This is a genomic window from Geodermatophilus marinus, assembly GCF_003428645.1.
Classification (GTDB): Bacteria; Actinomycetota; Actinomycetes; order Mycobacteriales; family Geodermatophilaceae; genus Geodermatophilus.
Genome location: NZ_QVQH01000006.1, coordinates 173,653 through 196,960, shown reverse-complemented (window position 1 = coordinate 196,960; position 23,308 = coordinate 173,653). Strand labels below are relative to the sequence as shown.

19 protein-coding genes and 1 tRNA gene are annotated in these 23,308 nt (G+C 76.1%); 8 read left to right on the top strand and 12 right to left on the bottom strand.

The window, feature by feature from the left end; all coding sequences use genetic code 11:
* Positions 1-81: 81 nt before the first annotated feature.
* Positions 82-2,835 (bottom strand): LuxR C-terminal-related transcriptional regulator, encoded by a 2,754-nt coding sequence (locus D0Z06_RS09415; RefSeq protein WP_233517572.1) that lies wholly within the window; start codon positions 2,833-2,835, stop codon positions 82-84.
* A 470-nt stretch (positions 2,836-3,305) separates the two neighbouring features.
* Between D0Z06_RS09415 and D0Z06_RS09410 the strand changes: the two genes are divergently transcribed.
* Positions 3,306-3,983 carry a hypothetical protein gene (locus D0Z06_RS09410; RefSeq protein ID WP_117377096.1) on the top strand — a complete coding sequence of 226 codons (678 nt, stop codon included), beginning with the start codon at positions 3,306-3,308 and terminating at the stop codon, positions 3,981-3,983.
* Positions 3,984-4,325: 342 nt separating this feature from the next.
* Here D0Z06_RS09410 and D0Z06_RS09405 read toward each other — a convergent pair.
* The 3 genes from D0Z06_RS09405 to D0Z06_RS09395 form a co-directional block, all read right to left on the bottom strand.
* Positions 4,326-4,399 (bottom strand) — tRNA-Met (locus D0Z06_RS09405).
* Between the two features lie 104 nt (positions 4,400-4,503).
* Positions 4,504-7,434, bottom strand: a complete 2,931-nt coding sequence (locus tag D0Z06_RS09400; protein WP_233517563.1) for a UPF0182 family membrane protein — start codon at positions 7,432-7,434, stop codon at positions 4,504-4,506.
* A gap of 241 nt (positions 7,435-7,675) precedes the next feature.
* Positions 7,676-8,698 (bottom strand): YlbL family protein, encoded by a 1,023-nt coding sequence (locus D0Z06_RS09395; RefSeq protein WP_199522225.1) that lies wholly within the window; start codon positions 8,696-8,698, stop codon positions 7,676-7,678.
* A 141-nt stretch (positions 8,699-8,839) separates the two neighbouring features.
* On the opposite strand from D0Z06_RS09395, the gene D0Z06_RS09390 reads away from it, so the two are divergent.
* Positions 8,840-10,294: a zinc-dependent metalloprotease gene (locus D0Z06_RS09390; RefSeq protein WP_117377094.1), complete on the top strand. Its 1,455-nt coding sequence runs from the start codon at positions 8,840-8,842 to the stop codon at positions 10,292-10,294.
* 80 nt (positions 10,295-10,374) lie between these two features.
* Here the strand turns inward: D0Z06_RS09390 and D0Z06_RS09385 are convergent, their stop codons facing one another.
* Positions 10,375-10,995, bottom strand: coding sequence for a M48 metallopeptidase family protein (locus D0Z06_RS09385; protein WP_233517562.1), 621 nt, complete (start codon positions 10,993-10,995; stop codon positions 10,375-10,377).
* A gap of 388 nt (positions 10,996-11,383) precedes the next feature.
* On the opposite strand from D0Z06_RS09385, the gene D0Z06_RS25735 reads away from it, so the two are divergent.
* The 3 genes from D0Z06_RS25735 to D0Z06_RS09375 all read left to right on the top strand — a co-directional run bounded on the left by D0Z06_RS25735 (position 11,384) and on the right by D0Z06_RS09375 (position 14,206).
* Positions 11,384-11,536: a DUF5679 domain-containing protein gene (locus D0Z06_RS25735; protein WP_176449798.1), complete on the top strand. Its 153-nt coding sequence runs from the start codon at positions 11,384-11,386 to the stop codon at positions 11,534-11,536.
* Between the two features lie 146 nt (positions 11,537-11,682).
* Positions 11,683-12,732: a ThiF family adenylyltransferase gene (locus tag D0Z06_RS09380; protein ID WP_117377093.1), complete on the top strand. Its 1,050-nt coding sequence runs from the start codon at positions 11,683-11,685 to the stop codon at positions 12,730-12,732.
* A gap of 151 nt (positions 12,733-12,883) precedes the next feature.
* Positions 12,884-14,206 (top strand): ABC1 kinase family protein, encoded by a 1,323-nt coding sequence (locus D0Z06_RS09375; protein WP_233517561.1) that lies wholly within the window; start codon positions 12,884-12,886, stop codon positions 14,204-14,206.
* A 321-nt stretch (positions 14,207-14,527) separates the two neighbouring features.
* Here the strand turns inward: D0Z06_RS09375 and D0Z06_RS25730 are convergent, their stop codons facing one another.
* From D0Z06_RS25730 to D0Z06_RS09355, 4 genes are all read right to left on the bottom strand, one after another.
* Complete coding sequence (locus D0Z06_RS25730) at positions 14,528-14,692, bottom strand: hypothetical protein (protein ID WP_199522224.1); 165 nt, start codon at positions 14,690-14,692, stop codon at positions 14,528-14,530.
* A 152-nt stretch (positions 14,693-14,844) separates the two neighbouring features.
* On the bottom strand, positions 14,845-15,102 hold the full coding sequence (locus D0Z06_RS09365) for a WhiB family transcriptional regulator (RefSeq protein WP_304999755.1): 258 nt from the start codon (positions 15,100-15,102) through the stop codon (positions 14,845-14,847).
* A gap of 224 nt (positions 15,103-15,326) precedes the next feature.
* Positions 15,327-15,617, bottom strand: coding sequence for a hypothetical protein (locus tag D0Z06_RS09360; protein WP_117377091.1), 291 nt, complete (start codon positions 15,615-15,617; stop codon positions 15,327-15,329).
* Positions 15,618-15,801: 184 nt separating this feature from the next.
* Entirely contained in the window at positions 15,802-17,826 is a 2,025-nt protein-coding gene (locus tag D0Z06_RS09355; protein WP_117377090.1) for an ATP-dependent helicase, read from the bottom strand.
* Between the two features lie 146 nt (positions 17,827-17,972).
* Between D0Z06_RS09355 and D0Z06_RS09350 the strand changes: the two genes are divergently transcribed.
* The 3 genes from D0Z06_RS09350 to D0Z06_RS09340 all read left to right on the top strand — a co-directional run bounded on the left by D0Z06_RS09350 (position 17,973) and on the right by D0Z06_RS09340 (position 19,623).
* A complete protein-coding gene (locus D0Z06_RS09350; RefSeq protein WP_117377089.1) occupies positions 17,973-18,236 on the top strand; it encodes a mycoredoxin in 264 nt (87 codons plus the stop codon).
* Positions 18,237-18,358: 122 nt separating this feature from the next.
* Positions 18,359-18,976, top strand: coding sequence for an ANTAR domain-containing protein (locus tag D0Z06_RS09345; RefSeq protein WP_117377088.1), 618 nt, complete (start codon positions 18,359-18,361; stop codon positions 18,974-18,976).
* A 95-nt stretch (positions 18,977-19,071) separates the two neighbouring features.
* Complete coding sequence (locus D0Z06_RS09340; RefSeq protein WP_233517560.1) at positions 19,072-19,623, top strand: nucleoside/nucleotide kinase family protein; 552 nt, start codon at positions 19,072-19,074, stop codon at positions 19,621-19,623.
* A gap of 12 nt (positions 19,624-19,635) precedes the next feature.
* Here the strand turns inward: D0Z06_RS09340 and nudC are convergent, their stop codons facing one another.
* From nudC to D0Z06_RS09325, 3 genes are read right to left on the bottom strand one after another with little or no spacing between them, the layout of a single operon-like run.
* On the bottom strand, positions 19,636-20,601 hold the full coding sequence (nudC, locus tag D0Z06_RS09335) for an NAD(+) diphosphatase (protein ID WP_117377086.1): 966 nt from the start codon (positions 20,599-20,601) through the stop codon (positions 19,636-19,638).
* Positions 20,598-21,962 carry a M16 family metallopeptidase gene (locus D0Z06_RS09330; RefSeq protein ID WP_117377085.1) on the bottom strand — a complete coding sequence of 455 codons (1,365 nt, stop codon included), beginning with the start codon at positions 21,960-21,962 and terminating at the stop codon, positions 20,598-20,600. The genes nudC and D0Z06_RS09330 overlap by 4 nt, the downstream gene beginning before the upstream one ends.
* Positions 21,959-23,269: a M16 family metallopeptidase gene (locus D0Z06_RS09325; RefSeq protein ID WP_117377084.1), complete on the bottom strand. Its 1,311-nt coding sequence runs from the start codon at positions 23,267-23,269 to the stop codon at positions 21,959-21,961. The genes D0Z06_RS09330 and D0Z06_RS09325 overlap by 4 nt, the downstream gene beginning before the upstream one ends.
* Between the last annotated feature and the right edge of the window lie 39 nt (positions 23,270-23,308).

Below are 23,308 nucleotides of genomic sequence, written 5' to 3'. Positions count from 1 at the left end.
GTACGGGGAAGCTAGGAGCAGACGTGGTGAGCGCGGATCACCAGGTGTGGTGATCCGGGTGGTGAACCGCTGTTCGGCGGGCTATCGGGAGTCGGCGGCGAGCGTGGGTTCGTCGCCGCCCCGGGTCAGCAGGTCGAGCTCCTGCCCGCGGCGGACCGCCGTGCGGCGGTTGTTCACGCCGAGCTTGGCGTAGAGGTTCTTGGTGTGCGTGCGGACGGTGTTCACCGACACGAACAGCCGGCGGGCGATGCCCGGGCCGTCGAGATCGGTGCCGAGCAGTCGCAGCACCTCCAGCTCCCGGGCGCTCAGCGGCTCCACCGGCCAGGCCGGGACCGGCCGGGCCGCCACGGGCGTGGCACCCGGCGACGAGGCGGCCAGCAGCCGACCGGCGTAGCCGTGGGCGCGGCCGTTGGCGACGGCCGCCAGGTGTCGGCGCAGCAACCGCCCCTCGTCGAGGAAGGACCGGACGTGGCCTCGCGGCTCGGCCAGCTCGAGCGCGTGCCGCAGCGCCGCGAGCGCCGCCGGCTGGTCTCCGCACACCGCTGCGGCGAGGGCCAGCACCACCAGCACGTCCAGCAGGCTGCCGGTGCGGCCGCCGTCCTCGGCGGCCCGGCGCAGCCGCGCCAGCAGCCGCAGCGCCCCGGCCATCGACGGCTGGTCCCCGTCGGCGGCGTACCGGGCGACCAGCGCCCGGGCCAGGACGAGGTGCTCGAACTCGTGCAGGTAGTCGGGGTCGTCGTCGGCCGACAGCCCGCGCTGCCGCCCCCAGGCCAGCGCGTCGGGCCACCGGCCGGCTCGGGCGTGCAGGCGGGCCCGCACGGCACCGATCGGCCGCACCTCGGGGAAGTAGTCGGCGGCGTAGCGCCGCTCGGCCTCGGCCAGCAGCGCGAGCGCGCCGTCGAGGTCGCCGTCGGCCTCGGCGAGGCGGGCCCGGGCGACCCGCTCGCGGTGCGGGTTCTGGGGCAGGCCGGCGTGCTCGCCCAGTTGGGCGCTGACCGCCAGCCGGCGGCGGGCGGCGTCGAGCTCGTTGTGCTCGAGGAGCACCCCGGCGATGCCGACGTGCATGTCCGCCGCGCCACGCAGGACCGGCCCGCCCGGCGGGGTCACCAGGCGCAGCGCGTTCTCGTAGGTGCTCATCGCCTCGGCGAGCCGGCCCTGCTCGAGGCGCATGTCGGCCAGGGCGAGGGCGCAGCCGGTGACGTCGGACAGGTGCCCGGCCTGCTCGAGGCTGGCCGCGCACTCGGCGTACCAGCGGGCACCGGTGTCGAGGTCGCCGGTCCGCCAGTACGCCAGGCCCAGCAGGCCGGCGGGCCCACCGCGGGCGACGTGGTCGTCGGCGCCGGCGAGCTCGAGGGCGCGGCGGGCGTGGGTCACGGTGGCGGGCACGTCTCCGGAGAGGAGGGCCTGGCCGGCGCGGTAGAGCGCGATCCCGCTGGGCAGTCGCCGGAACGCCGCCTCGTCGACGACGACCATCCGCCCGGCCGGCCGCGGCCGGGAACCGTCGTCGATGAGCCACCGTTCGGCGTCGCGCAGCCGCGCCTCCACGCCCGCGGTCTCCCCGCTGACCATCAGCGCGGCGGCGTACCCGACGCTGAGCACCGGCCGCTCGGCGATCACCTCGTCGGGCAGCGCCTGCAACCAGCGGCGCATCGTGGCCTCCTGCCGGCCCTGCTGCAGGGCCGGCAGGGCCAGCTCGACCAGCTCCGCGGCGCGGGCGGCGTCGCCGCCGGCCAGCGCGTGACCGATCGCCTCGGCCCGGTCGCCGTGCCGGGCGTGCCAGTCGGCGGCCCGCCGGTGCAGTTCGGCGACGGCGTCGGGCTGCTCGTCGCGCAGGTGGGCCTGCAGCACGTCGGCGAACAGGTGGTGGTAGCGGTACCAGCGGCGGCGGTCGTCGAGGGGGACCAGGAACAGGTTGGCCCGTTCCGCCGCCTCCAGCGTGTCCTTGCCGCCGTCCCCGCCGGTGACCGCGTCGCACAGCGGCCCGCTGAGCCGGGCCAGGATGGAGGTCTGCAGCAGGAAGGTGCGCACCCGTTCCGGCTGGCGGGCCAGGACCTCCTCGACGAGGAAGTCGACGATGTAGCGGTCGTCGCCGGCGAACTCCGCGACGAAGGCCGAGGGGTCCTCGCGGCCCTGCATCGACAGCGCGGCCAGCTGCACCGCCGCGATCCAGCCCTCGGTGCGGCTGTCCAGCGCGGCGACGTCGTCGGCGGTCAGGGTCAGTCCCATCGCACCGGTGAGGTATGCCGCCACCTCGGCCGCCGTGAACCGCAGCTCGGCGGCGCGCAGTTCGAGCAGCTCTCCGCGGGCTCGCAGCCGCGCCAGCGGCAGGGGCGGGTCGGCGCGCCCGGCTATCACCAGGTGCACCTGCACCGGCAGGTGCTCCACGAGCCGCACCATCCCCTCGTGCACCTGCGGGGAGTCGACGACGTGGTAGTCGTCGAGCACCAGCACGAGCTCGCGCGGCAGGTCGGCCAGCTCGTTGACCAGGGTCGCGACAGCCGCCTCCGTCGAGGTCTGCGGGGACTGCAGTACTGCGAGCGTGGTCGCGCCGAGGTCAGGGACGGCCGTCTGCAGCGCGGCGACCAGGTAGCTCCAGAACAGCGCCGGGTCGTTGTCGCGCGCGTCGAGCGACAACCACGCCGCCGACCGGCCCTCGGGTGCACCCGCCGCCAGCCACTCGGTGAGGATCGTCGTCTTGCCGAATCCGGCCGGTGCGGAGACCAGCGTCACGGCCACCTCGCCGGCACGGTCGAGCCGCGCGTCCAGCCGGGCGCGGGCCACGAGGCCGCGTCGCCGGCGGGGCGGGTGCAGCTTGGTGGTGAGCAGGGGGCCCATCACGACCGCCTCCCTCTGGGCCGGGCCCCGGGGTCGTCGCCGAACCCCCGTCGCGGTCTGCACCGCCGGCTCGGCCTCCGACATCGTGGCAGCCACGGCACCCGGTGTCGACGCCTTCAGGCACCGGGGCGCCCCCGTGTCAGGCGCGGCGTCGCCTCGCCGGCCGACGACCAGCGCTCGACCAGCTGCGGCCGCGTCACCGGGCCGGCGCCGGGCAGGCCTCTCGGTCGTGAGCAGCGGGTGCCGGGGCGACCGCGCCACGCCGCGATGGACGGGGTGCCACGGGCGGCCCGCCATGCGTGGAGTGCGCCGTCCACCGGACCGTCGCGTGGATCTGGGCGCGGTCCTCGGCGGCGGCAATCACCACCGGCATCACCACGTGTGGTGATCACCGCTCATCAGGTTCCTCCCTAGCGTCGCCTCGTCTCCGGGCACCGGGCCCGGGCCGACGCAGGACGAGGAGATCGACCGTGGCCATCACGACGTCTCGGCTCATCCGGGCTTGCGGCCTGTCCGCGGTCCTGGCCGGGCTGCTCTACATCGTCATCCAGTTCGTCCACCCGACCGAGGACGTTGCCGCCGTCACCGGCAGCGCCTGGTTGATCGTGGGCGCCATGACGCTGGCCTTCGCCGTCCTGGGCTTGATCGGGGTGACCGGGATCTACCTCCGGCAGGTGCAGGAGACCGGTGTGCTCGGTCTGGTCGGCCACCTGCTCACCGGGACCTTCTTCCTGCTGGCCACGGCCTTCACCTTCGCCGAGACCTTCGTCCTCCCGCCCCTGGTCCCCGAGGCGCCGGCGTTCGTCGACAGCTTCCTGGGGGTCTTCGCCGACACCGGCGGCGACGTGGACCTCGGCGCCCTGCGAGCCATGGGCGGGGTGTCGTTCGCGCTCTACCTGCTGGGCGGCGTGCTGCTCGGCAGCGCCGTCGTCCGCGCGCGGGTCCTGTCCCGGGGGGCGGGCGCCCTGCTGGTCGCCGGGGCGGCGTGCACGCTGCTGGTCCCGCTGGTGCCGCACGCCCTCGGCCGCTACGCCGCCGTGCCGTACGGAGCGGCCCTGATCTGGCTCGGCTACTCCCTGTGGACCGAGCAGCGGCGGACGGCGCCGACCACCCCACCCTCCGTCGGCCGCGCTCGGGCCACCGCTTGATCCAAGCGCGCTCGGTCGGCCCGCCCGCGCTCATCCGGGCGGGCCGACCCAGGTCGCCGATCGGCAGCATCGACGAACGTCACGAGCAGGGCGGCGTGCGACGCGACACGGACGTCGAGTGCGGCGGCGGGCCACGATCACCACACCCAGCCGATCGACTGCCGCACCACCGGCCTGCACGCGCTCGCCGGCGCATCCGGGAACCGGGAGCAGGCGATCGCCGGCCCGCCGACGTCCTGGCCGCTGCAAGCGCCCTGTGACCGGGATCTCTCGACCAACCGCCGAGATCGATGCGCGGACGACGAGGGCCCTCACAGTGACTGTGAGGGCCCTCGTGCCTCGTAGCGGGGGCAGGATTCGAACCTGCGACCTCTGGGTTATGAGCCCAGCGAGCTACCGAGCTGCTCCACCCCGCGTCGGTGAGACCACCGTACCCCAGCCGCCTCCGGGCGTGCAGCCGGGCCCCGGGTGGGGCCGGCCACACCCCCGGAGGCGGGGCGGGGACCGGTGGGGTGCGGCGTCAGCCGGTGGGCTGGGCCGCCTGGGCGGCCTGGTAGGCCTCCACCGCTGCCTGCAGGTCGGCCAGCGCCTGCCCCTGGGCGGCGAAGTCACCGCTCTGCTGAGCCTGGCGCAGCGCCTCGAGCGCGGCGTTCAGGTCGGACACCGCCTGGTCCAACGGCACACCGTCCGGCGCCGGCGCCGGCTCGGTCGGTTCGGTCGGCTGCGGCGCCGGCTCGGGCTCCGCGGCGTCCTCCGTGGTGTCGGCGATGTCGTCGCTGTCGGCCGCGGCCTCACCCGCCCCGGCCCCGAAGACCTGGTCCAGCGCCTCGGCGAGGGTGTCGGCGTAGCCGACCCGGTCGCCGTAGTTGACCAGGACCTTCTGCAGCAGCGGGAAGGAGTTCTCGCCGGTGCCCTCGACGTACAGCGGCTCGACGTAGAGCAGGCCGTCCTCGCCGATCGGCAGGGTGAGCAGGTTGCCGAACACCGCCCGGGACTCGGCGCTGTTGAACAGCGTGAGGTCGGGCCGGACCTGGTTGTTCGTGATGAAGGACTGCTGCACCTGCTGCGGCCCGCGGAAGGGCGTGTTGCCCGGCAGCACCAGCACCTGCATCTGCCCGTACGTCTCCGGCGCGCTGGACGCCGACACGAACGCCGACAGGTTCTCCCGGCGGAACGCGTTGAGCGCGCTGGTCAGCTGGAAGCTCGCCGCCGGGTCACCGGGCCGCTGGGCCAGGATGTAGTACGGCGGCTGCGGCTCCTGGGTGTCCTGCGTCGGGTCGGCCGGCACCTGCCAGCGGTCGTTCTGGTTGTAGAAGTCGATCGGGTCGCTGACGTGGTACCGGGTCAGGATGTCCCGCTGCACCTTGAACAGGTCCTCGGGGTAGCGGACGTGGCCGACGAGCGCCTCGGGCATCTCCGCCCGCGGCTGCACGGTGCCCGGGAAGGCCTCCATGTAGGTGTTCAGGACCGGGTCGTCCTCGTCCCACTCGTACAGCCGCACCGTCCCGTCGTAGGCGTCGACGGTGGCCTTCACCGAGTTGCGGATGTAGTTGAACGTCTCGTTCGGCAGCGCCGTCGTCCCGGTGCCGGTCAGCGCGTCGGCCGCGGCCTCGCCGAGCTCCATCTGCTCCGCGTAGGGGTAGGAGTCCGACGTCGTGTAGGCGTCGAGGATCCAGGTCACCCGGCCGTCGATGACCGCCGGGTACGGGTCGCCGTCCACGGTGAGGAACGGCGCGGCCTTCTCCACCCGCTCGAGCGGGTTGCGGACGTAGAGCACCTTCGAGGCGTCGTTGACGGCGCTGGAGAGCAGGAAGTTGCGCTCCCGGTAGTAGATCGCGAACGTCAGCTGGCGGAAGAAGCTGCCGATCGCGACGCCACCCTCGCCGTCGTAGGTGTTGTTGATCTGCCCCTCGCCGTCGCTGCCCTCGGGCAGGTCGAACTCGCGGGGCTCCGCGCCGGAGGGCGCCCCGACGACGGAGTAGTCCTCGATCAGCTCGCCGTAGTAGATCCGCGGCTGCTCGACCTCGATGTCGCCCCGGACCGGCAGGTCCCGGGTGGTGAAGTTCGGCTCGCCGCCCTCCTGGCCGGCGACCACCTGGTTGGCCGGCGCCGCCACGAAGCCGTTGCCGTGGGTGAACACCGTGTGCCGGTTGATCCAGGTCTGCTGGTTCTCGCTGAGCGCGTCGCTGTTCAGCTCGCGGACGGCGACGACGTAGTCCTGGGTCTCCCCGTCGATCGTGTACCGGTCGATGTCCAGCTTCTCCGGGAAGCCGTACACGTTGCGGATCTGCTGGCGCGCCGTGAACGTGTCGGACAGGACGTTGGGGTCCAGCAGCCGCGCGTTGGGGATGGTCTCGGTGTCGTTGCGCAGCTCGGCGAGCACCGCCTCCGTGTCCACCTCGTCCCCGGTGTTCTGCTGGGCGTAGTCGACGTACTCCACGTCGGTGAGGTCGTAGGCGTCCCGCGTGGAGGCGATCGCCCGCTCGATGTAGTCCGACTCCCGCTGGTCGGCGCTGGGCCGGACGACGAACTGCTGCACGATCGCCGGGTACGCCACGCCGATCACCAGGCTGGACAGCAGGAGGAGCACCAGGGCGGCCGCCGGCAGCCGGAAGTTCCGGACGACGATGTTGGCGAAGAACGCGATCGCGCAGACCGCCGCCGCGAAGACGAGGATCGTCTTGGCCGGCAGGAGGGCGTTGATGTCGGTGTAGCTGGCACCGGTGAACAGCTCGCCGCGGTCGGAGAACACCAGGCCGTACCGGTCGAACCAGTAGGCCACCGCCTTGAGGGCGACGAAGAGGCCCAGCAGCACCGAGAGCTGGACCATCGCCGCGCCGGTCAGCTTCTGCCCCGGCGTCTGCAGGCGCAGCCCGCCGAAGACGTAGTGCGTCAGCAGCGAGCCGATCAGCGCCAGCAGCACGATGGCGAAGCCGAAGCCCAGCAGCAGCCGGTAGAAGGGGTACTCGAAGACGAAGAAGGACAGGTCGAGGCCGAACTGCGGGTCGGTCCGGCCGAACGGCGTGACGTGCCGGAACTCCAGCCACGTCTCCCAGTTGCCCTGCGCGGTGAAGCCGGCGAAGAGGCCGAGCACCACGGCCACGGCGGTGAGCACGAGGGTGCGGCGCGGCTCGAGCGACTGGCGGTAGCGCTCCAGGTTCTGCTGCTCCAGCGACATGGGCCGGAACGTGGGGCGGAACCGGTACGCGAGGTAGATCGCCAGGGCGGTGAGCCCGCCGGTGGCGATGCCCGCGACGGCGAACAGCAGGGCGCGGGTCTGCAGCTCGGTCCAGAAGACCTCGGTGTACCCCGTCTCGTCGAACCACAGGTAGTCGACGTAGACGTTGGTGAGGGTCCCGATGGCCGTGAACAGGACCAGCAGCACGGCGATGGCCCCGATGACCACCTTGGCGCGCCGGGACAGTGCCGGCACGGACACGGGGGGCCGCATGGCCACGAGCGGACTCCTTCAGGTGATGCGGTCGTGGCGGGCAGCCACGGAGCTGGGCCCCGGAGGGCCCGGGGACTTACGAGACGAGCCGTTCCGACTTCGCCCGATCATCCGAATCCAACGGACGGGGGCGCTGCAGGTTCCCGCACCGCCTCCGGCGGCCAGCATCCCCCACGAGGCAGGCCGCCGGGGCTGCGCACCCCCGGACCCGCGCCCTCCGGGAGGCGGCGCTGCCGCCCGGTCAGCACGGCTCCGGCGTCCGCCCGGCCCGGACGTCCTCCAGGGCCCGGAGGGCGTCGTCCAGGGTCGCCACCCGGGCGGTGGTCAGCCCCGGCTGCGGGGCGGCGAGCGCCTCGGCGCAGTTGTCGGCCGGGACGAGGAACAGCTCGGCCCCGATGTCGGCGGCGGCGACCATCTTCAGCTGGACGCCGCCGATCGGCCCGACCGTCCCGTCGGGAGCGATGGTCCCGGTCCCGGCGATCGAGGCGCCGCCGGTCAGGTCCTCGTCGCCGACGAGGTCGAGGATGCCGAGGGTCAGCATCAGCCCCGCGGAGGGGCCGCCGACGTCCTCCACCTGGATGTCGACGTCGAACGGCGCGTGCGGCTGCTCGCGGACCAGCACGCCGAGCCGCGAGCCGGAGCCGTCCTCGGCCGCCCGGGTGGTCACCGTCGCGGTCGTCGCCTCGCCGAGCCGGGTGTAGGTGACCGGCACCTCCGTGCCGCCCGGGATACCGGTGAGCACCTCGTCGAGGGCGGCCAGGTCGGGGGTCGGCTGCCCGTCGACGCTCTCGATGGCGTCCCCCTCCTGCAGGACCCCCTCGGACGGCGAGTCCTCGGCCAGCCCCCGGACGACGACCTTGGTCGGGTAGCCGAGCTCGCCCAGCGCCGCGGCCTCCGCCGCCTCCTCGGAGGTGAGGAACGCCTGGCGGTTGGCCTGCCGGGTCTCCTCCTCCGTCCGGTCGGAGGGGTACACCGTCTCCTCCGGGACGACGCTGACCTCGTCGTCGAACCAGCCCTGCACCGCCTCCACCAGGCTCAGCCCGGCCCGGCTGACCCCGACGGTGGTGAGGGTCAGCTCCCCGGACACCTCGTTGCGGTCGCGGCCGTCGACGCCGATGATCGGCTCCCCCTCGACGTCGCCGAGCGTGTCGAAGGTCGGCCCCGGCACCTGGGCGACGTAGGGCACCGGCACCGCCGCGCCGAGCACGCCGAACACCACCAGCAGCACGACACCGACGCTGAGGACGGCGATCCGACGGGTCACGACCGGCCAGCCTAGAGAAAGGACCCCGTCCCCCTCACGCCTCGCACGCCCGGCGCGAGCCTCCGGACGGGGCCGGCCGCCCTCCGTCCGCCCAGGGCGGACGAGCCCTCCACCGGGAGATCACGCGTCTACCGTGGGGGCATGAGCGACCTGCCCTTCGGCTTCGGCATGCCCGACCGCGATCCCGAGCGCCGCGACCAGCCGGGTCCCGGGGGCAACGACCCGTTCGGCTTCGGGGCGCTCTTCGGCGGCGGCCCCGGGGCCGGCACGCCGGAGGACCTGCTCGGCAAGATGCCGCTGTTCGCCGAGCTGCAGAAGCTGATGAACTGGTCCGGCGGCCCGGTGAACTGGGACCTCGCCCGGCAGGGGGCCATCAGCACCCTGGCCACCGGCTCGCAGCCGTCGTCCGACGCCGAGCGGGGCGCCGCGACCGAGGCGCTGCGCCTGGCCGACCTGTGGCTGGACCAGGTCACCGACCTGCCCTCCGGGGTCGAGCGCGCCGTGGCCTGGTCGCGGGTGGAGTGGCTCGAGCAGACCCTGCCGGAGTGGGCCAGGCTGATCGACCCCCTCGCCGAGCGGGTGACCGGCGCGATGACCAGCGCCCTGCCGCCCGAGGCCGCGGCCATGGCCGGCCCGCTCGCCGGGATCATGGGGCGGGTCGGCGGGCTCATGTTCGGCGCGCAGATCGGCCAGGCCCTCGGCCGGCTCTCGGGAGAGGTCCTCACCGGGACCGAGATCGGGTTGCCGCTGGCCCCCGAGGGCACCGGCGTCCTGGTGCCGCAGAACGTCGCCGAGTTCGCGGCGGGCCTCGACCGGCCCGCCGACGAGGTGCGGCTGTTCCTGGCGCTGCGCGAGGCCGGGTCGCTGCGCCTGTTCGCCCACGTGCCGTGGCTGCGCCAGCAGCTGGCCGACGCCGTGCACGCCTACGCCCGCGGCATCACCATCGACCGGGAGGCGATCGAGCGCGGCCTCTCCGAGGCGATGGGCTCCATAGGCGGGATCGACCCGACCAACCCCGAGAGCATCCAGGCGCTGCTCGGCAGCGGCCTGCTGGAGCCGGAGGAGACGCCGGAGCAGCAGATGGCGCTGCGCCGGCTGGAGACCCTGCTGGCGCTGGTCGAGGGCTGGGTGGACGCGGTGGTCGCCGCGGCCGCCGCCGAGCGCCTCCCGGGCCACGGCGCGCTGGCCGAGACGATGCGCCGGCGCCGGGCCTCGGGCGGTCCGGCCGAGCAGACCTTCGCCACCCTCGTCGGCCTGCAACTGCGGCCGCGGAGGCTGCGGGACGCCGCGACGGTGTGGGGGGCCATGGCCCAGCAGCACGGCAGCGCGGCGCGCGACCGGCTGTGGTCGCACCCCGACCTGCTGCCCACCTCCGACGACCTCGACGAGCCGCTCGACTTCGTGGCCCGCCAGGGCCTGGACGACGAGCTGCAGGCGCTCACCGCCGAGACCGGGGACCAGCCGCAGGGCGGCGACGACGACCGCGCGGACGCCGCCCCCGGCGACACCGGGGGTGGCGCACCGGGCGGCTCCGCTCCCGGGGACCCGGAACGGGGCGGGGACGACGACCCGGACCGCCGGGACGGGCAGGGCTGACCCGACGGCACGTCCCGCACCGGGGCCGGCGGCCCCGGTGCGGCCCGCCGGGCGCCCGGGCGGACCGCCGCACGGCACGGTCAGTCGACCGCGTCGCCCTCCGGGCGGCCGGCCGGCTCGCCCGACGCCTGCTCGATCCCCTCGAGGAACCCCCGCGCCCGCTCGGCGCGGGGGTAGCGGGCCACGAGCGCCCAGAACGCCGTCGAGTGGCTGGGCTCGACGAGGTGGGCCAGTTCGTGGACCAGGACGTAGTCGACGACGTACTCGGGCATGGCGCGCAGCCGGCTGGAGAGCCGGATGCTGCGGTCGGCCGGCGTGCACGACCCCCAGCGGCGCTGCTGGTTGTCCACCCAGCGGACGCTGGCCGGCTCGGGCACGCCGTCCAGGTGCGCCAGCGACAGCGCCCGCGCCCGGGCCATGAGGTCGTCGTCCCCGCCGAGCGAGCGGCGGCGGCGCTCCTCGCGGGTCTGCAGCTTGGCCACCATCTGCGCCACCCAGCGGCGCTCCTCCGCGGGTGTGAAGGCCGCGGGGATGAGGACGACGGTGCGGCCCGACTCGCGGTAGGCGGTCACCGTGCGACGCCGGCGCGTGCTGCGCCGGACCTCGACGCGATCGGGCACCGCGGGGACGGTGCGCGGCGACCGGGCCGGGGCAGCGGCCGGGACGCGGGAGTCCGGGGAGTCGGGGGTCGAACCGGGCACGGGGGAGACCGTAGGTGACGGCCGGCCGCCGCGTGAGCCGGCCCTGCACCCGCTCGGGTGCATGTCGCACGGACGGTGGACACGCAGGCGGGCCGCGCGGGTCGGGGGACCGGGTGGGCCACCGCCGTCCACAGCCCCCGGGGACCGGATACCCGCAGCTGGGCACGCGTGTCGCCGGGCCCCCCACCCGGCCGGGGGCCGGCCCGTCCCCCGGTTCCGCACAGCTCCGGGGCCGCGGTCCCCACCCTGTCCACACCGCTGTCCACAAGCCGTGGACAGCGGGCGCGGGCGACCGCCCGGTCGGCTCCGGGACATGTCCGGCGACCCGGGTACCGTTCCGCCCCACGGCACCCGGGTCGGGCGCCGGGGAGCGCGAGGAGGGAGCAGCGTGGCGGACAGCTACAACGGCTACTGCGTGAAGTGCAAGGAGAAGCGGGACTTCGACGGCGAGGTCAAGGTCAGCGAGTCGGGCCGCCGCATGGCCCAGGGCACCTGCCCGGTCTGCGGCACCAAGATGAACCGGATCCTCGGCAAGGCCTGAGCCGGGAGGAGCCCCCCCCCGCAGGCCCGCGGCGGGGCGCGGGACGGATCCGACGGCGGCGCACCGCACCGCGGGCGCCGCCGTCGTCGTCCACAGGCCCCGGGCGACGGCCCCGCGACCGGTCCGGCCCCTGCCACCCTCCCCCGGTGACCGACACCTCCCACCCGCTGCTGCCCCCGACCGTGCCGGTGCTGCGCCTGCCCGGCGGCGCGGACGGTCCGGCCCTCCAGGTGGGCGGCGTCGACTCGACCGACGGGGTGGTGGTCTCCCCCGCCACCGGTGCGCTCGAGCGCCTGCTCCGCGGGCTCGACGGCCGCCGCACCTGGCGCGCCGTGGTCGCCGACGCGGTGCGCGACGGGCACGACCCCACCGCGGTGGACGCCGTGCTGCGGGCGCTGGTCGACACCGGGTTGCTGGTCGACCTCGAGGCCGCGGACCTGCTGGCCACCGACGCCGGTCCCGCCGCCTCGGCGCGGGCGGCGGCCGAGCTCCCCACGGCCACCGGGGGTGCCCGGTGGCAGGCCCGCCGCCGGGCGACCGTCGTGGTCGACGGCGCCACCCGGGTCGGGGTCCCGCTGGCCGCCGTCCTCGCCGCGAGTGGCGTGGGCCGGGTGCACGTCCGCGACACGGGGCCGGTCGCCGCGGGCGACGCCGTGGTGGGCGGGCTGGACGCCGCCGACGAGGGCCGGCCCCGCGGCCTGGCCGCCGCCGACGCCGTCCGCCGGGCCAGCCCGCTGACCGACCTGCGGCCCCCGGCCGGGCCCGCCGACCTGGTCGTCCTCACCCGGGCCTGGGCGTCCACCGACCCCCGCGTGGCCGACCTGCAGCGCGACGGCGTCGCCCACCTGGTCGCCACCGTCCGCGGGGAGACCGGCGTGGTGGGCCCCCTCGTCGTCCCCGGCCGGACCGGCTGCCTGCGCTGCGCGGAGCTGCTCCGCCGGGACGCCGACCCGCGCTGGCCGGTGCTGTCCGCGCAGCTCGCCACCGATGCGCGACCGGCCGGCGCCACCGTCACCTGCCTGCTCACCGCGCTGACCGCCGCCGTCCAGGTCCTCGGCTACGTCGACGGCGGCGGCGCCCCGGTCACGCTGGGGGCGACCCTGGAGCTGCGGCCGCCCCAGTTCACCCCCCGGAGCCGGCGCTGGGGTGCCCATCCCGAGTGCCGGTGCCGCCCGCCACGGCCCCCGGGGGGATGAGGTCACCGACCACGCCCGGCGCCCGGCCCGTCGGTCGGGGGACAATGGCGGCAGTGTGCGCCAGCGGACCCGCGGGGGGTGCGCGTCAGGGCCTGGGCTCCGGGGCACCGATCGGTGCCCCGGCGCGGCCGCGCGCGAGCGAGGAGAGAGCGTGAGCGAGACCGGACGTGAGATGCCGCGAGGGTCGGTCTCACGGACCGCACGGCTGGCCTCGTTGCCGCTGGGGGCGGCCGGCCGCGCCACCCTGGGGATCGGCAAGCGGCTCTCCGGCCAGTCGGCCGACGCCGTGGCCGCGGAGATGCAGCAGCGCACCGCCGAGCAGCTCTTCGCCGTCCTGGGCCAGCTCAAGGGCGGGGCGATGAAGCTGGGGCAGACGCTGTCGGTCTTCGAGGCCGCGGTGCCGGAGGAGGTCTCCGCCCCGTACCGCGAGGCGCTGGTGAAGCTGCAGGAGGAGGCGCCGCCCATGCCGGCGCGCACCGTGCACGCGGTGCTCTCCCAGCAGCTCGGCGGCCGGTGGCGGGAGCGGTTCCGCCACTTCGACGACCTACCCGCGGCCGCCGCCAGCATCGGCCAGGTGCACCGGGCCACCTGGCGGGACGGCCGCGACGTGGCGGTCAAGATCCAGTACCCGGGGGCGGCGACCGCCCTCATGGCCGACCTCAACCAGCTGGCGCGGTTCGCGCGGCTGTTCGCGGCGCTCTTCCCGGGCATGGACGTCAAGCCGCTGATCGCCGAGCTCAAGGCCCGGGTGGTCGAGGAGCTCGACTACGGGCTCGAGGCCGACGCCCAGCGCGGGTTCGCCGCCGCCTACGCCGACGACCCGCAGATCGTCGTCCCGCGGGTGGTCGCGAGCGCCCCGAAGGTGATCGTGTCCGAGTGGCTGGAGGGCACCCCGCTCTCCCGGATCATCGCCTCGGGCACCCGGGAGGAGCGCGACCGGGCGGGCCGGCTCATGGCCGTGCTGCACTTCTCCGGGCCGCAGCGCGCCGGGCTGCTGCACGCCGACCCGCACCCGGGCAACTTCCGGTTGGTGCCCGACGGCCGGCTCGGCGTCATCGACTTCGGCGCGACCGCGCGGCTCCCCGACGGTCACCCCGAGCCGATCGGCCGGCTGGTGCGCTGGGCGCTCGAGGGGCGCGCCGAGGACGTGCTCGCCGACCTGCGGGGCGAGGGCTTCGTGCGGCCCACCGTGGCGGTGGACGCCCAGGGGGTGCTCGAGTACCTGCTGCCGCTCCTGGAGCCGATCACCGGCCACCACTTCCACTTCACGCGCGCCTGGATGCAGGAGCAGGCGGCCCGGGTCGCGGACCCGCGCAGCGAGGCCAGCCGCCTGGGCCGGATGCTCAACCTGCCGCCGGCCTACCTGCTCATCCACCGCGTGACGATCGGCTCGATCGGCGTCCTGTGCCAGCTGGACGCGGCCGGTGACTTCCGCAGCGTCGTCGAGGAGTGGCTGCCGGGCTTCACCGGCTGACGGGCTCCACCGGCCGGCCCGTCACCGGTGCCCCGGTCGCGGTGTCACGGGTCCAGGCGGGCCTCCAGGTCGCGGACGCACTCCCGGGCGCAGTCCGGGCACAGCGCCGTCGTCGGCCCGGGCGCCGGCCCGCCCGCCGACCCCGTCGGCCGCGGAGGGGTGTCCAACGACCAACCGGTCGCGGCGTCGGCCGCCCGCCCGGACCGGCCGCAGCGCCGGCAGGTCAGCTCCGGTGGCTGCACCCCTCCAGCATGCCCCGCGGGAGGACGGATCGGGCCGGGACCGGGCGTGCGGGACGCCCGATCCCGGCCGGGGAGACCGTCAGCGGACGGCGGCGCTGGCGCGCGCGGCCCGGCGGGTCGCGTACTCCGCGCGGCGTGCCCAGCGGCGGGCGGCGCGCAGGCGGGCCGCCCGGCTCGCGGTGTCGGCCTCGGCGCGCAGCTCGCGCAGTCGGTCGACGGCCATGTGGTACTCGGTGGTGTGCACGGCGGTTCCTCGGTTCTCGGGTGGGCCCGGGCGGGCCCGTGGCGTCGGTCGATGGGTCAGGGGTGCCGCACCGCTCACGCGGCGCGGCCGGTCCCGCCGCTCACGCGGCGAGGCCGGTCCCGCCGCTCACGCGGCGAGGCCGGTCCCGCCGCTCACGCGGCGATGACCTTGCGGGGACGTCCCCGCGGGCGCTTGCGCGGGATGACCACCCCGCGCTCGAAGATCTGGCCGCCCCAGACGCCCCACGGCTCCCCGCGGTCCAGGGCGCCGGCCAGGCAGGCCGCCTGGACCGGGCACTCCGCGCAGAGCGTCTTGGCCTGCTCCAGCAGCGCCGGGCTCTCCGCGAACCACAGGTCCGGGTCGGTCCGGCACGGCAGGGGCCGGCGCACCGGCGCCGGCGGAACCCGCACGGGCCGTCGGGGCAGGGGGCCCCCGGTCCGGGGGAGCCCCGGCCGGCGGTGGGACGACGGGCGGTCGATCGCCTGCTGCACTGCCGCTCCTCCTCGTACTCGTCTCGTCCACGGCCGGCGGGGAACCGCCGACCGGAGGTCGGGCCGGGTGTCGCGGCCTGCAACGAGAGAGGCCGCGGACCCGGGGTTCGGGTTCCGCGGCCTCGAGGAGGACCTGGTGAGCGCTAGCTCAGCGGTCTCCGCGGGGAGTGGATCCCGGGGGTCGTGTCGTGCTGGGTGTAGGACTGCTCACGGGTGCCGAACTGGGCGGCGACGGGCACGGAGGGCACGGCGGTTCCGTCGGGGCGACCCGCGGTGGGCGCGATGCCGAACACCTCGGGGGCGACGGCACCGACGGGCGGCAGGGCGCGCAGACGAGCGGCCGGGCACGGGGCCTGGAGATCGGCCGGACGCGCGGCGAGGTTCCCCGTCCAGGAGGCCGCGGAGGGGACGAGAGCGGTCATCGTGGTGATCATCGTTCCCCTCCTCTCCGGGGATCGGGTGCCGGCGCGGGCGCCGGGACCGGGGTCTGGCGCGCCCGGGAACTCCCCCAGGCGCGATGAGGACAGTAGGGCGGCCCCGCGAGGGCGGTCAACGCAATTGACCCGGCGGGCGAGGTGTGAGCCCCGTCACCCGTTCGCCGTCACGGAAAGCAGGGGATCAAGCGCTCACCGTGGCGAGGACGTCCTCGCCGTAGAGCTCGAGCTTGCGCGCCCCGATCCCCGGCAGCGCGGCCAGCTCCCGCAGGGTGCCGGGCCGGCTCTCCGCGATCGCCTGCAACGTGGCGTCGGTGAGGACGACGTAGGCCGGCACGGACGCCGCCTGCGCGGTGGCGCTGCGCCAGGCGCGGAGCCGCTCGAACAGCTCGCCGGCCTCCCCCTCGAGGACCACCTTGGCCCGCTTCTGCCGGCGCGCGGCGGGAGCGGCGGTCGGCGCGGACTCGGGCACCAGGCCGGTGAGGAAGCGGCTGCGCGGCCGGGACCGGCGCCCCCCGGGGTTGCGGGCCAGGGACCAGGAGAGCGTCAGGTGCTCGCGGGCCCGGGTGACCGCGACGTAGAGCAGCCGCCGCTCCTCCTCGACCGCCTCCGGCCGCGACAGCGACTGGGCGATCGGGAGGACGCCGTCGACCAGGCCCACGACGAAGACGGCGTCCCACTCCAGGCCCTTGGCCGCGTGCATCGAGGCCAGGGTGACCCCCTGCACGGTCGGGGCGTGCTGGGCGTCGGCCCGGGCGGCGAGGTGGGTGACGAACCCGGGCAGGTCGATGGTCGGGTCCTCGGCGACCAGGTCGACGGCCAGGTCGACGAGCGCGGCGAGGGACTGCCACCGGTCCCGCGCGGCGCCACCCGGCGGCGGGCGGTGCTCGACCCAGCCGGTCGAGGCCAGCACGTCGCGGACGGTGGGCACCAGGGCGCCCGGCTCCGAACCACCGGCCGCCGCCCCGCGCAGCAGCAGCACGGCCTCCCGGACCTCGGGGCGCTCGAAGAACCGCTCGCCGCCCCGGAGCACGTACGGCACACCGGCCGCGCTCAGCGCGTTCTCGTACACCTCGGACTGGGCGTTGATGCGGAACAGGACCGCGATCTCCGAGGCCGGCGTCCCCGCCTCGACCAGGGCCCGGCACGCCTGCGCCACGGCGGCGGCCTCGGTCGGCTCGTCGGGGTGCTCGAAGAACCGCGGCGCGGGCCCCTCGGCGCGCTGCCCGAGCAGGCGCAGCCCCGGGAGGCCCTTGCGCGGCGGCGCCTGCCCGATGAGCTTGTTGGCCAGCGCCACCACCTGCGGCGTCGAGCGGTAGTCGCGCTCCAGCTTGACGACCTCGGCGTCGGGGTAGCGGTCGGCGAAGCCGAGCAGGTAGTCCGGGTCCGCGCCGGTGAAGGAGTAGATCGTCTGGTTGGGGTCCCCGACGACGCAGACGTCGGCCCGCCCGCCCAGCCAGGCGTCGAGCAGCCGCTGCTGCAGCGGGTTGACGTCCTGGTACTCGTCGACCACGAAGTGCCGGTACTGGGCCCGGATCTGGCGGGCCACCGGGGCGTGCTCCTCGATGGCGAAGGCCGTGACGAGCAGCAGGTCCTCGAAGTCGAGGACGCCGTCACGCTGCTTGGCCGACTCGTAGGAGGCGTAGACCTGGGCGACCGCCGGCGCCTCGAACGGCGGCTCGCGACCGGCGGCGCGGGCCCGGGCGGGGTAGTCCTCCGGCGTCGCGAGGGTGGTCTTGGCCCACTCGATCTCGCCGGCGAGGTCGCGCAGGCTGGTCCGGTCGGTGGTCAGCCGGGCCCGGGACGCCGCGGAGGCGACCAGCCGCAGCTTGTTCTCCACCAGGCCGGGCATCGGGCCCCCGAGCACCTGCGGGGCGAAGTAGCGCAGCTGCCGCATCGCGGCGGCGTGGAACGTCCGCGCCTGCACCCCGCCGACCCCGAGCCCCCCGAGCCGGGTGCGCAGCTCCCCCGCGGCCCGGGCGGTGAACGTCACCGCCAGCACCTGCTCGGGCACGAACGCACCGGTGTGCACGCCGTAGGCGATCCGGTGGGTGATGGTGCGGGTCTTCCCCGTGCCGGCCCCGGCGAGGATGCAGACCGGCCCGCTGACCGCGGAGGCCGCCGCGCGCTGCTCGTCGTCCAGCTGCGCGAGCACCACCTCCGCGCCGGTCGCGCGGACGGCGCCGGGCGCCCCGACCATCTGCGACATCCGCTCCCCCGCCTTCCCTCGACAGCCCGCCCATCCTCCCAGCCGGCACCGACGGGCGGGGGAAGCATCCCCAGGGGCGCGGCGTTGGGGACGGCAGCGGCCGCACCGGCCGCGCCCCCGCACCCGACCAGGAGGACACCGACCCCATGAGCGCTGCGACCCCCGCCGTGACGATGTACACCACCCCGTGGTGCGGCTACTGCGTCCGGCTCAAGAAGCTCATGCAGCGCGAGGGCATCGACTACGCCGAGGTCGACATCGAGCGCGAGCCCGCCGCGGCCGACATCGTGATGCAGGCCAACGGCGGCAACCGCACCGTCCCGACCCTGGTGTTCGCGGACGGCACCGCGCTGACCAACCCGGGGATCGACCAGGTGAAGGCACAGCTCACCCAGCAAGCCGGGGCATGACGGCGAGTGTTCCCGCGCACGCGGTGCGCCAAGAGGCATGATCGTCGTGCACGGGGCCGGGACGACGGCCCGCCGGCGCCCGGCCGTCCCACCGGGCCCTCGACCCTGCGGAGGCCGCTGACGTGAGCACGAGCGTCGATATCGCCGTCGCGGGCGTCGGCCCGGAGGACGTCCTGCGGGCCGACACCCCGTCGGTCGTGGTGGTGCGGACCGAGCGCGGGTGGTCGGTGCTGTCCCCGGGCCGCGCGGAGGACGTCGCGGACCTCGTGGAGGGCATGACCCTCGCCGACCTGGTCGCCGAGGAGCTGGGCGCGCCCGTGGAGCCCGACCGCACCGCGCGCCGCGCGGCCCGGGGCTCCGGCGCACCGGAGCCCGAGGTCGACCCCCGGGACGCCCGCATCGCCGCCCTGGAGCGCACCGTCGCCCAGCTGGAGCACGCCCTCGCGGCCCGGGTGTCGACCGAGCGCGCCATCGGCGTCCTGGCCGAGCGTCTCGGCACCTCCCCGCGGGCCACCTTCGAGCTGCTCCGCGGCAACGCCCGGGCCTCCGGCCGGCCGGTCCCGGAGCTGGCCCGCCAGGTCCTCGACGAGCTGGCCGCCCGCCCCGCGCCGGCGGCGCCGACCGGTGGTGGCAGCGTCCCCCGGCCGCCGGCGCCGCGCGAGCCCGCCGCCGGTGACGAGCGCCCGGCCCGGAGCCGCACCCGCACCCGGCGGGGGGCGGCCGCGGAGAGCCGGTCCTGACCCGGCCGGAGCCGCTCACCCCGCAGGCGCTGGCCGACCGGCTGGCCGGCCTGCTCGCCGACCTCGACCCCGACCCCGGCGCCGCCGCGCTGCGGGTGGCCGTCGACGGCCCCGACGTCGCCGCGCCGGAGGTCCTCGCCGCCGCCGTGGCCGAACGGCTGCCGCCGCTGGGCCGGGGCGCGGCCGTCGTCCCCGCCGGGGGCTTCCTGCGCCCGGCCTCCCTCCGCCTGGAGCACGGCCGCACCGACCCCGACGCCCGCTACACCGACTGGCTGGACGCGGGCGCCCTGGCCCGGGAGGTGCTCGACCCCGTGGGGCCGGGCGGCCCGGGGCTGTACCTGCCGGTGCTGTGGAACGTCGAGACCGACCGCGCCGCCCGAGCCGACCGTCGTCCGGCACCGACCCGCGGCGTGCTGCTGGTGCCCGGTGCGATGCTGCAGGGGCTGGGCCTGGCGTTCGACGTCGTCGTCCACCTGCGGGTCGGTCCGGCCGCCCGACGCCGCCGGACGCCGCCCGAGCAGGCCTGGGAGCTGCCCGCCTTCGACCGGTACGACGACGAGGTGGACCCCGTCGCGCTCGCCGACGCGGTGGTGCTGGCCGACTCCCCCGACCGGCCCGCGCTTGTGCTCCGGGGCCGCCTCGCCTGACGGCCCGTCCCCCTACAGCTCGCCGGCCACCCAGCGGTCGATGATGTGCCGGGCGATGGAGACCGCGGGGGGCAGCGCGCGCGGACCGTCCCCGGAGCGCAGCTCGTCCCGGGTGAACCACCGGGCCTCCTCGATCTCCGTCGGGTCCAGCCGCAGGGTCGGGTCGCCCTCCACCCGCGCGGTGAAGCCGAGCATCAGCGACTGCGGGAACGGCCAGGGCTGGCTGCCCACGTAGCGCACGTCGGTGACCCGGACGCCGACCTCCTCGGCCACCTCCCGGGCGACCGCGGCCTCGGCGGACTCCCCCGGCTCGACGAAGCCGGCCAGGATGGAGTACCGGCCCGGCGGCCACACCGCCTGGCGGCCCAGCACGCAGCGGTCCGCGCCGTCGTGCACGAGCATGATCACCGCCGGGTCGGTGCGCGGGAACAGCTCGGCGCCGGTCTCCGGGTCGCGGCGCACCCAGCCGGCCCGCTCCACCGTGGTCGGCGCGCCGGACAGCGGGCTGTACCGGTGCCGCTCGTGCCACTCGAGGATGCCGATCGCCTCGGCGAGCAGGCCGGCGTCCAGGTCGTCGAGGTCGGCGCCCAGCTCGCGCAGCCCGTTCCAGCCGTCCACCGGACGACCGGCGACGGTCGGCCGGCGCTCGGCGCGGACCGCGGCGTAGGGGACGCCCTCGGCCTCACCGAGGTACACCGCGCCCTCCGGCAGCCCGGCGCGTTCCTCCCAGAGCAGCCGGGGCCGCTCGCCGTCCTCGTGGACCGGCACCGTGCGGCGCTCGTCGACCAGCAGCACCCGCACCGGCCGGCCCTCCGTCGGGTCGGGCAGCGCGCGGGCCAGGTGGCTGCGGTCGTGCGCCGCCCGGGACAGCAGCGGCACCGGGCCGGGCGGCGAGGGGCGCGAGCCCTCGGGCCAGCTGGTCACCGTGGGCTGCTGCGGGTTGTCGGCGGCCGTGCTCCCGCCCTCGGGGACGCTCACGCCGGCGCGCCGTCCGAGGCCGAGGCGCGGACGTCGACCGGGCCCAGCGCGCGCAGCTCGTCGGCCACCCGCTCGGCGTCGCCGACGACGACCGCGGTGAGGGCCGCCGGGGACAGGTAGCGGCGGGCCGCGGCCTGCACCTCCTCGACCGTCACCCCGGCCAGCGCCCGCTGGTGCTCGGCCAGCCAGCCCGGCGGCAGGCCGGACCCCACGAGGGCCGACAGGGTGCTGGCCAGGCCGGCGTGCGTCGCCGTCGACAGGGCCATGCTGCCCAGCACGTAGCGGCGGGCGGCGTCCAGCTCGGCCTCGGTCACCGGGGTGGTGGCCATGCGGCCCAGCTCGTACCAGGTCTCGAGGAACGCCGGCGCGGTCACCTCGGTGGCCACGTCCGCCTCCACCAGGAGGGACGACGCGGCCGCCAAGTGGTCCACGGCGCTGCGCGGGCTGTAGCTGTAGCCGCGGCGCTCGCGGATGTTCTCGACCAGGCGCGAGGAGAAGTAGCCGCCGTAGACCATGGCGGCCAGCCGGGCCGCGGGGAGGTCGGGGTCGGTGCGTTGCGGTGCCGGCCCACCCAGCCGCAGGTTGGACTGGACCGCCCCCGGCCGGTCGATCAGCTCCAGGTGGCCGGCGGCCAGCTGCGGCGCCGGCGGGGCGGCCACCGCGGTCCCCTCACCGGTCCAGCCGGCCAGCGCGGCACCGGCGGCGTCCACCGCGGCGGCCGGGTCGAGATCGCCGACGAGGACCAGCGTGCTGCCCGCCGGCAGCACCCGCTCGCGGTGCAGCTTGCGCAGCGCCTGGCTGCGGACGCCGGCGACCAGCTCGACGGCCGGGAGCTGCTCGGCGTAGGGGTGGGTGCCGTAGCGGCGGGCCGCGAGCGCGGTGCGCGCGACGACCCCGGGCTGGGAGCGCGCGATGGCGATCCGCTCGGCGACGCGGGCCCGCTCGGCCTCGACGCGGTCGGCCGGGTACGTGGCGCCGGTGAGCACCTCGGCGAGCACCCCGAGCACCGGTGCCAGCCCCTCGGCCAGCAGGGTGGTCGAGAACAGCAGCCGGTCCGGGTCGGCGGACACCGAGAGCTCGCCGCCGTGCTCCTGCACGAGCATGGCGATGTCGGTGGCGTCGTGCGCGCCCGTGCCCAGGAGCACGGCGCCGGAGAGCACCGAGGTCCGCGCCACGTGCTGCGCGGCGCCCCGTGGTGTGGCCGCCGCGAAGGGCACGCGCAGCCGGAGCTCGACCAGCGGGACGCCCGGCCGCGGGACGACGACCAGCCGCAGCCCGCTGGGCAGGGTCTCCTCGGTGACGGCCAGCTCCGGCTGCGGGCGGGGCTCGCCCAGCGGGGGGAGGAGGTCCGGCGCGGTCATCGGGCACCTCCGGTGGCACGCAGCTCCAGCACCGCCACGGTGCCCGGGTCCAGTCCGCGGGCGGCCACCTGCACCTGCTCGGGGGTGACCGCCGCCAGCCGGGCCGCCAGCTCGCCGGCCAGCTCGGCGCGGCCGTGGACCAGCTCGGCGGCGGCGAAGGCGAGGGTGCGGCCGAGCACGGAGTCGGCCTGGCGGAGCAGCTGGGCCTCGGTCCGGGCCTGCACCCGGGCCAGCTCGTCGGGGCCCACGCCCTCGGTCGCGATCCGCCCGACCTCGTCGTGCACCGCGGCGATGACGTCGTCGGCCGGCACGGCGGCGGGGTGGTGGACCTGGGTGGTCAGCAGCGTGGCGTCCCGGACGTCGAAGGGGTCCCCGAAGAGCCCGACGTAGCTGCTCTGCGCGACCGCGATGCGGTCGTCGTGGACCAGCCGGCGCTCCAGCCGCGAGGCGTCGCCCTCGCTGAGCAGCTCGGCGAGCAGCACGGTACCGAGGTAGGTGTCGAGGTCGCCCACGGGGTCGGGCACCCGCCAGCCGAGCGCGAGCGCCGGGGTGGGCACCAGGCGGTCCTCGACCACGTCGCGGCGGACCGCCGTCGGGGACGGCTCGCCGGTGGCCGCCGTCGGCGGGACGTCGCGCGCCTCGATGGGGCCGAACCAGCGCTGCACCAGCCGCTCGGTCTCGGCGACGTCGAGGTCGCCGCCGAGGCAGAGGACGGCGTTGCCCGGGGCGTAGTAGCGGTGGAAGAAGTCCAGGGCGTCCTCGACGGTCGAGGACTCCAGGTCGACGAAGGAGCCGTAGCCGTCGTGGGTGTTGGCGAAGCTCTCGAAGGCGATCTGCGGCAGCTGCAGCCAGGGGAAGGCGCCGTAGGGCCGGTTGAGCACGTTGACCCGGATCTCCTCCTTGACCACGTCGATCTGGTTGCGGAGGTTCTCGGGCGTGATCGCCGGGGCGGCCATGCGGTCGGCCTCGAGGAACAGCGCCCGCTCCAGCGCCTCGGCCGGCAGCGCCTCGTAGTAGTTGGTGTAGTCCTGGTGCGTCGAGCCGTTGAACGTGCCGCCCGCGGCCTGGACCAGGCGGGCGTGCTCCATCTTCGGCACGTGCGCCGAGCCCTGGAACATCATGTGCTCGAAGAGGTGCGCGAACCCGGTGCGGCCTTCCGGCTCGTTGCGCATCCCGACGTCGTAGGAGACCGTCACCGCGACCACGGGGACGCTGCGGTCCGGGGCGACGACGACCCGCAGGCCGTTGTCGAGCCGGAAGCGTTCGACCGGGTGCCGGAGGATGAGGTCGGCAGCAGCTGCTGTCACGACCCGACACTAGCCGCTGCCCCGGGGACCTCCCGCGCC

Excerpts from the sequence above, each read along its gene's own strand:
- D0Z06_RS09415 (WP_233517572.1), bottom strand. The coding sequence starts at position 2,835 with ATGGGCCCCCTGCTCACCACCAAGCTGCACCCGCCCCGCCGGCGACGC.
- D0Z06_RS09400 (WP_233517563.1), bottom strand. The coding sequence starts at position 7,434 with ATGCGGCCCCCCGTGTCCGTGCCGGCACTGTCCCGGCGCGCCAAGGTG.
- D0Z06_RS09390 (WP_117377094.1), top strand. The coding sequence starts at position 8,840 with ATGAGCGACCTGCCCTTCGGCTTCGGCATGCCCGACCGCGATCCCGAG.
- D0Z06_RS09360 (WP_117377091.1), bottom strand. The coding sequence starts at position 15,617 with ATGATCACCACGATGACCGCTCTCGTCCCCTCCGCGGCCTCCTGGACG.
- D0Z06_RS09355 (WP_117377090.1), bottom strand. The coding sequence starts at position 17,826 with ATGTCGCAGATGGTCGGGGCGCCCGGCGCCGTCCGCGCGACCGGCGCG.
- D0Z06_RS09350 (WP_117377089.1), top strand. The coding sequence starts at position 17,973 with ATGAGCGCTGCGACCCCCGCCGTGACGATGTACACCACCCCGTGGTGC.
- D0Z06_RS09330 (WP_117377085.1), bottom strand. The coding sequence starts at position 21,962 with ATGACCGCGCCGGACCTCCTCCCCCCGCTGGGCGAGCCCCGCCCGCAG.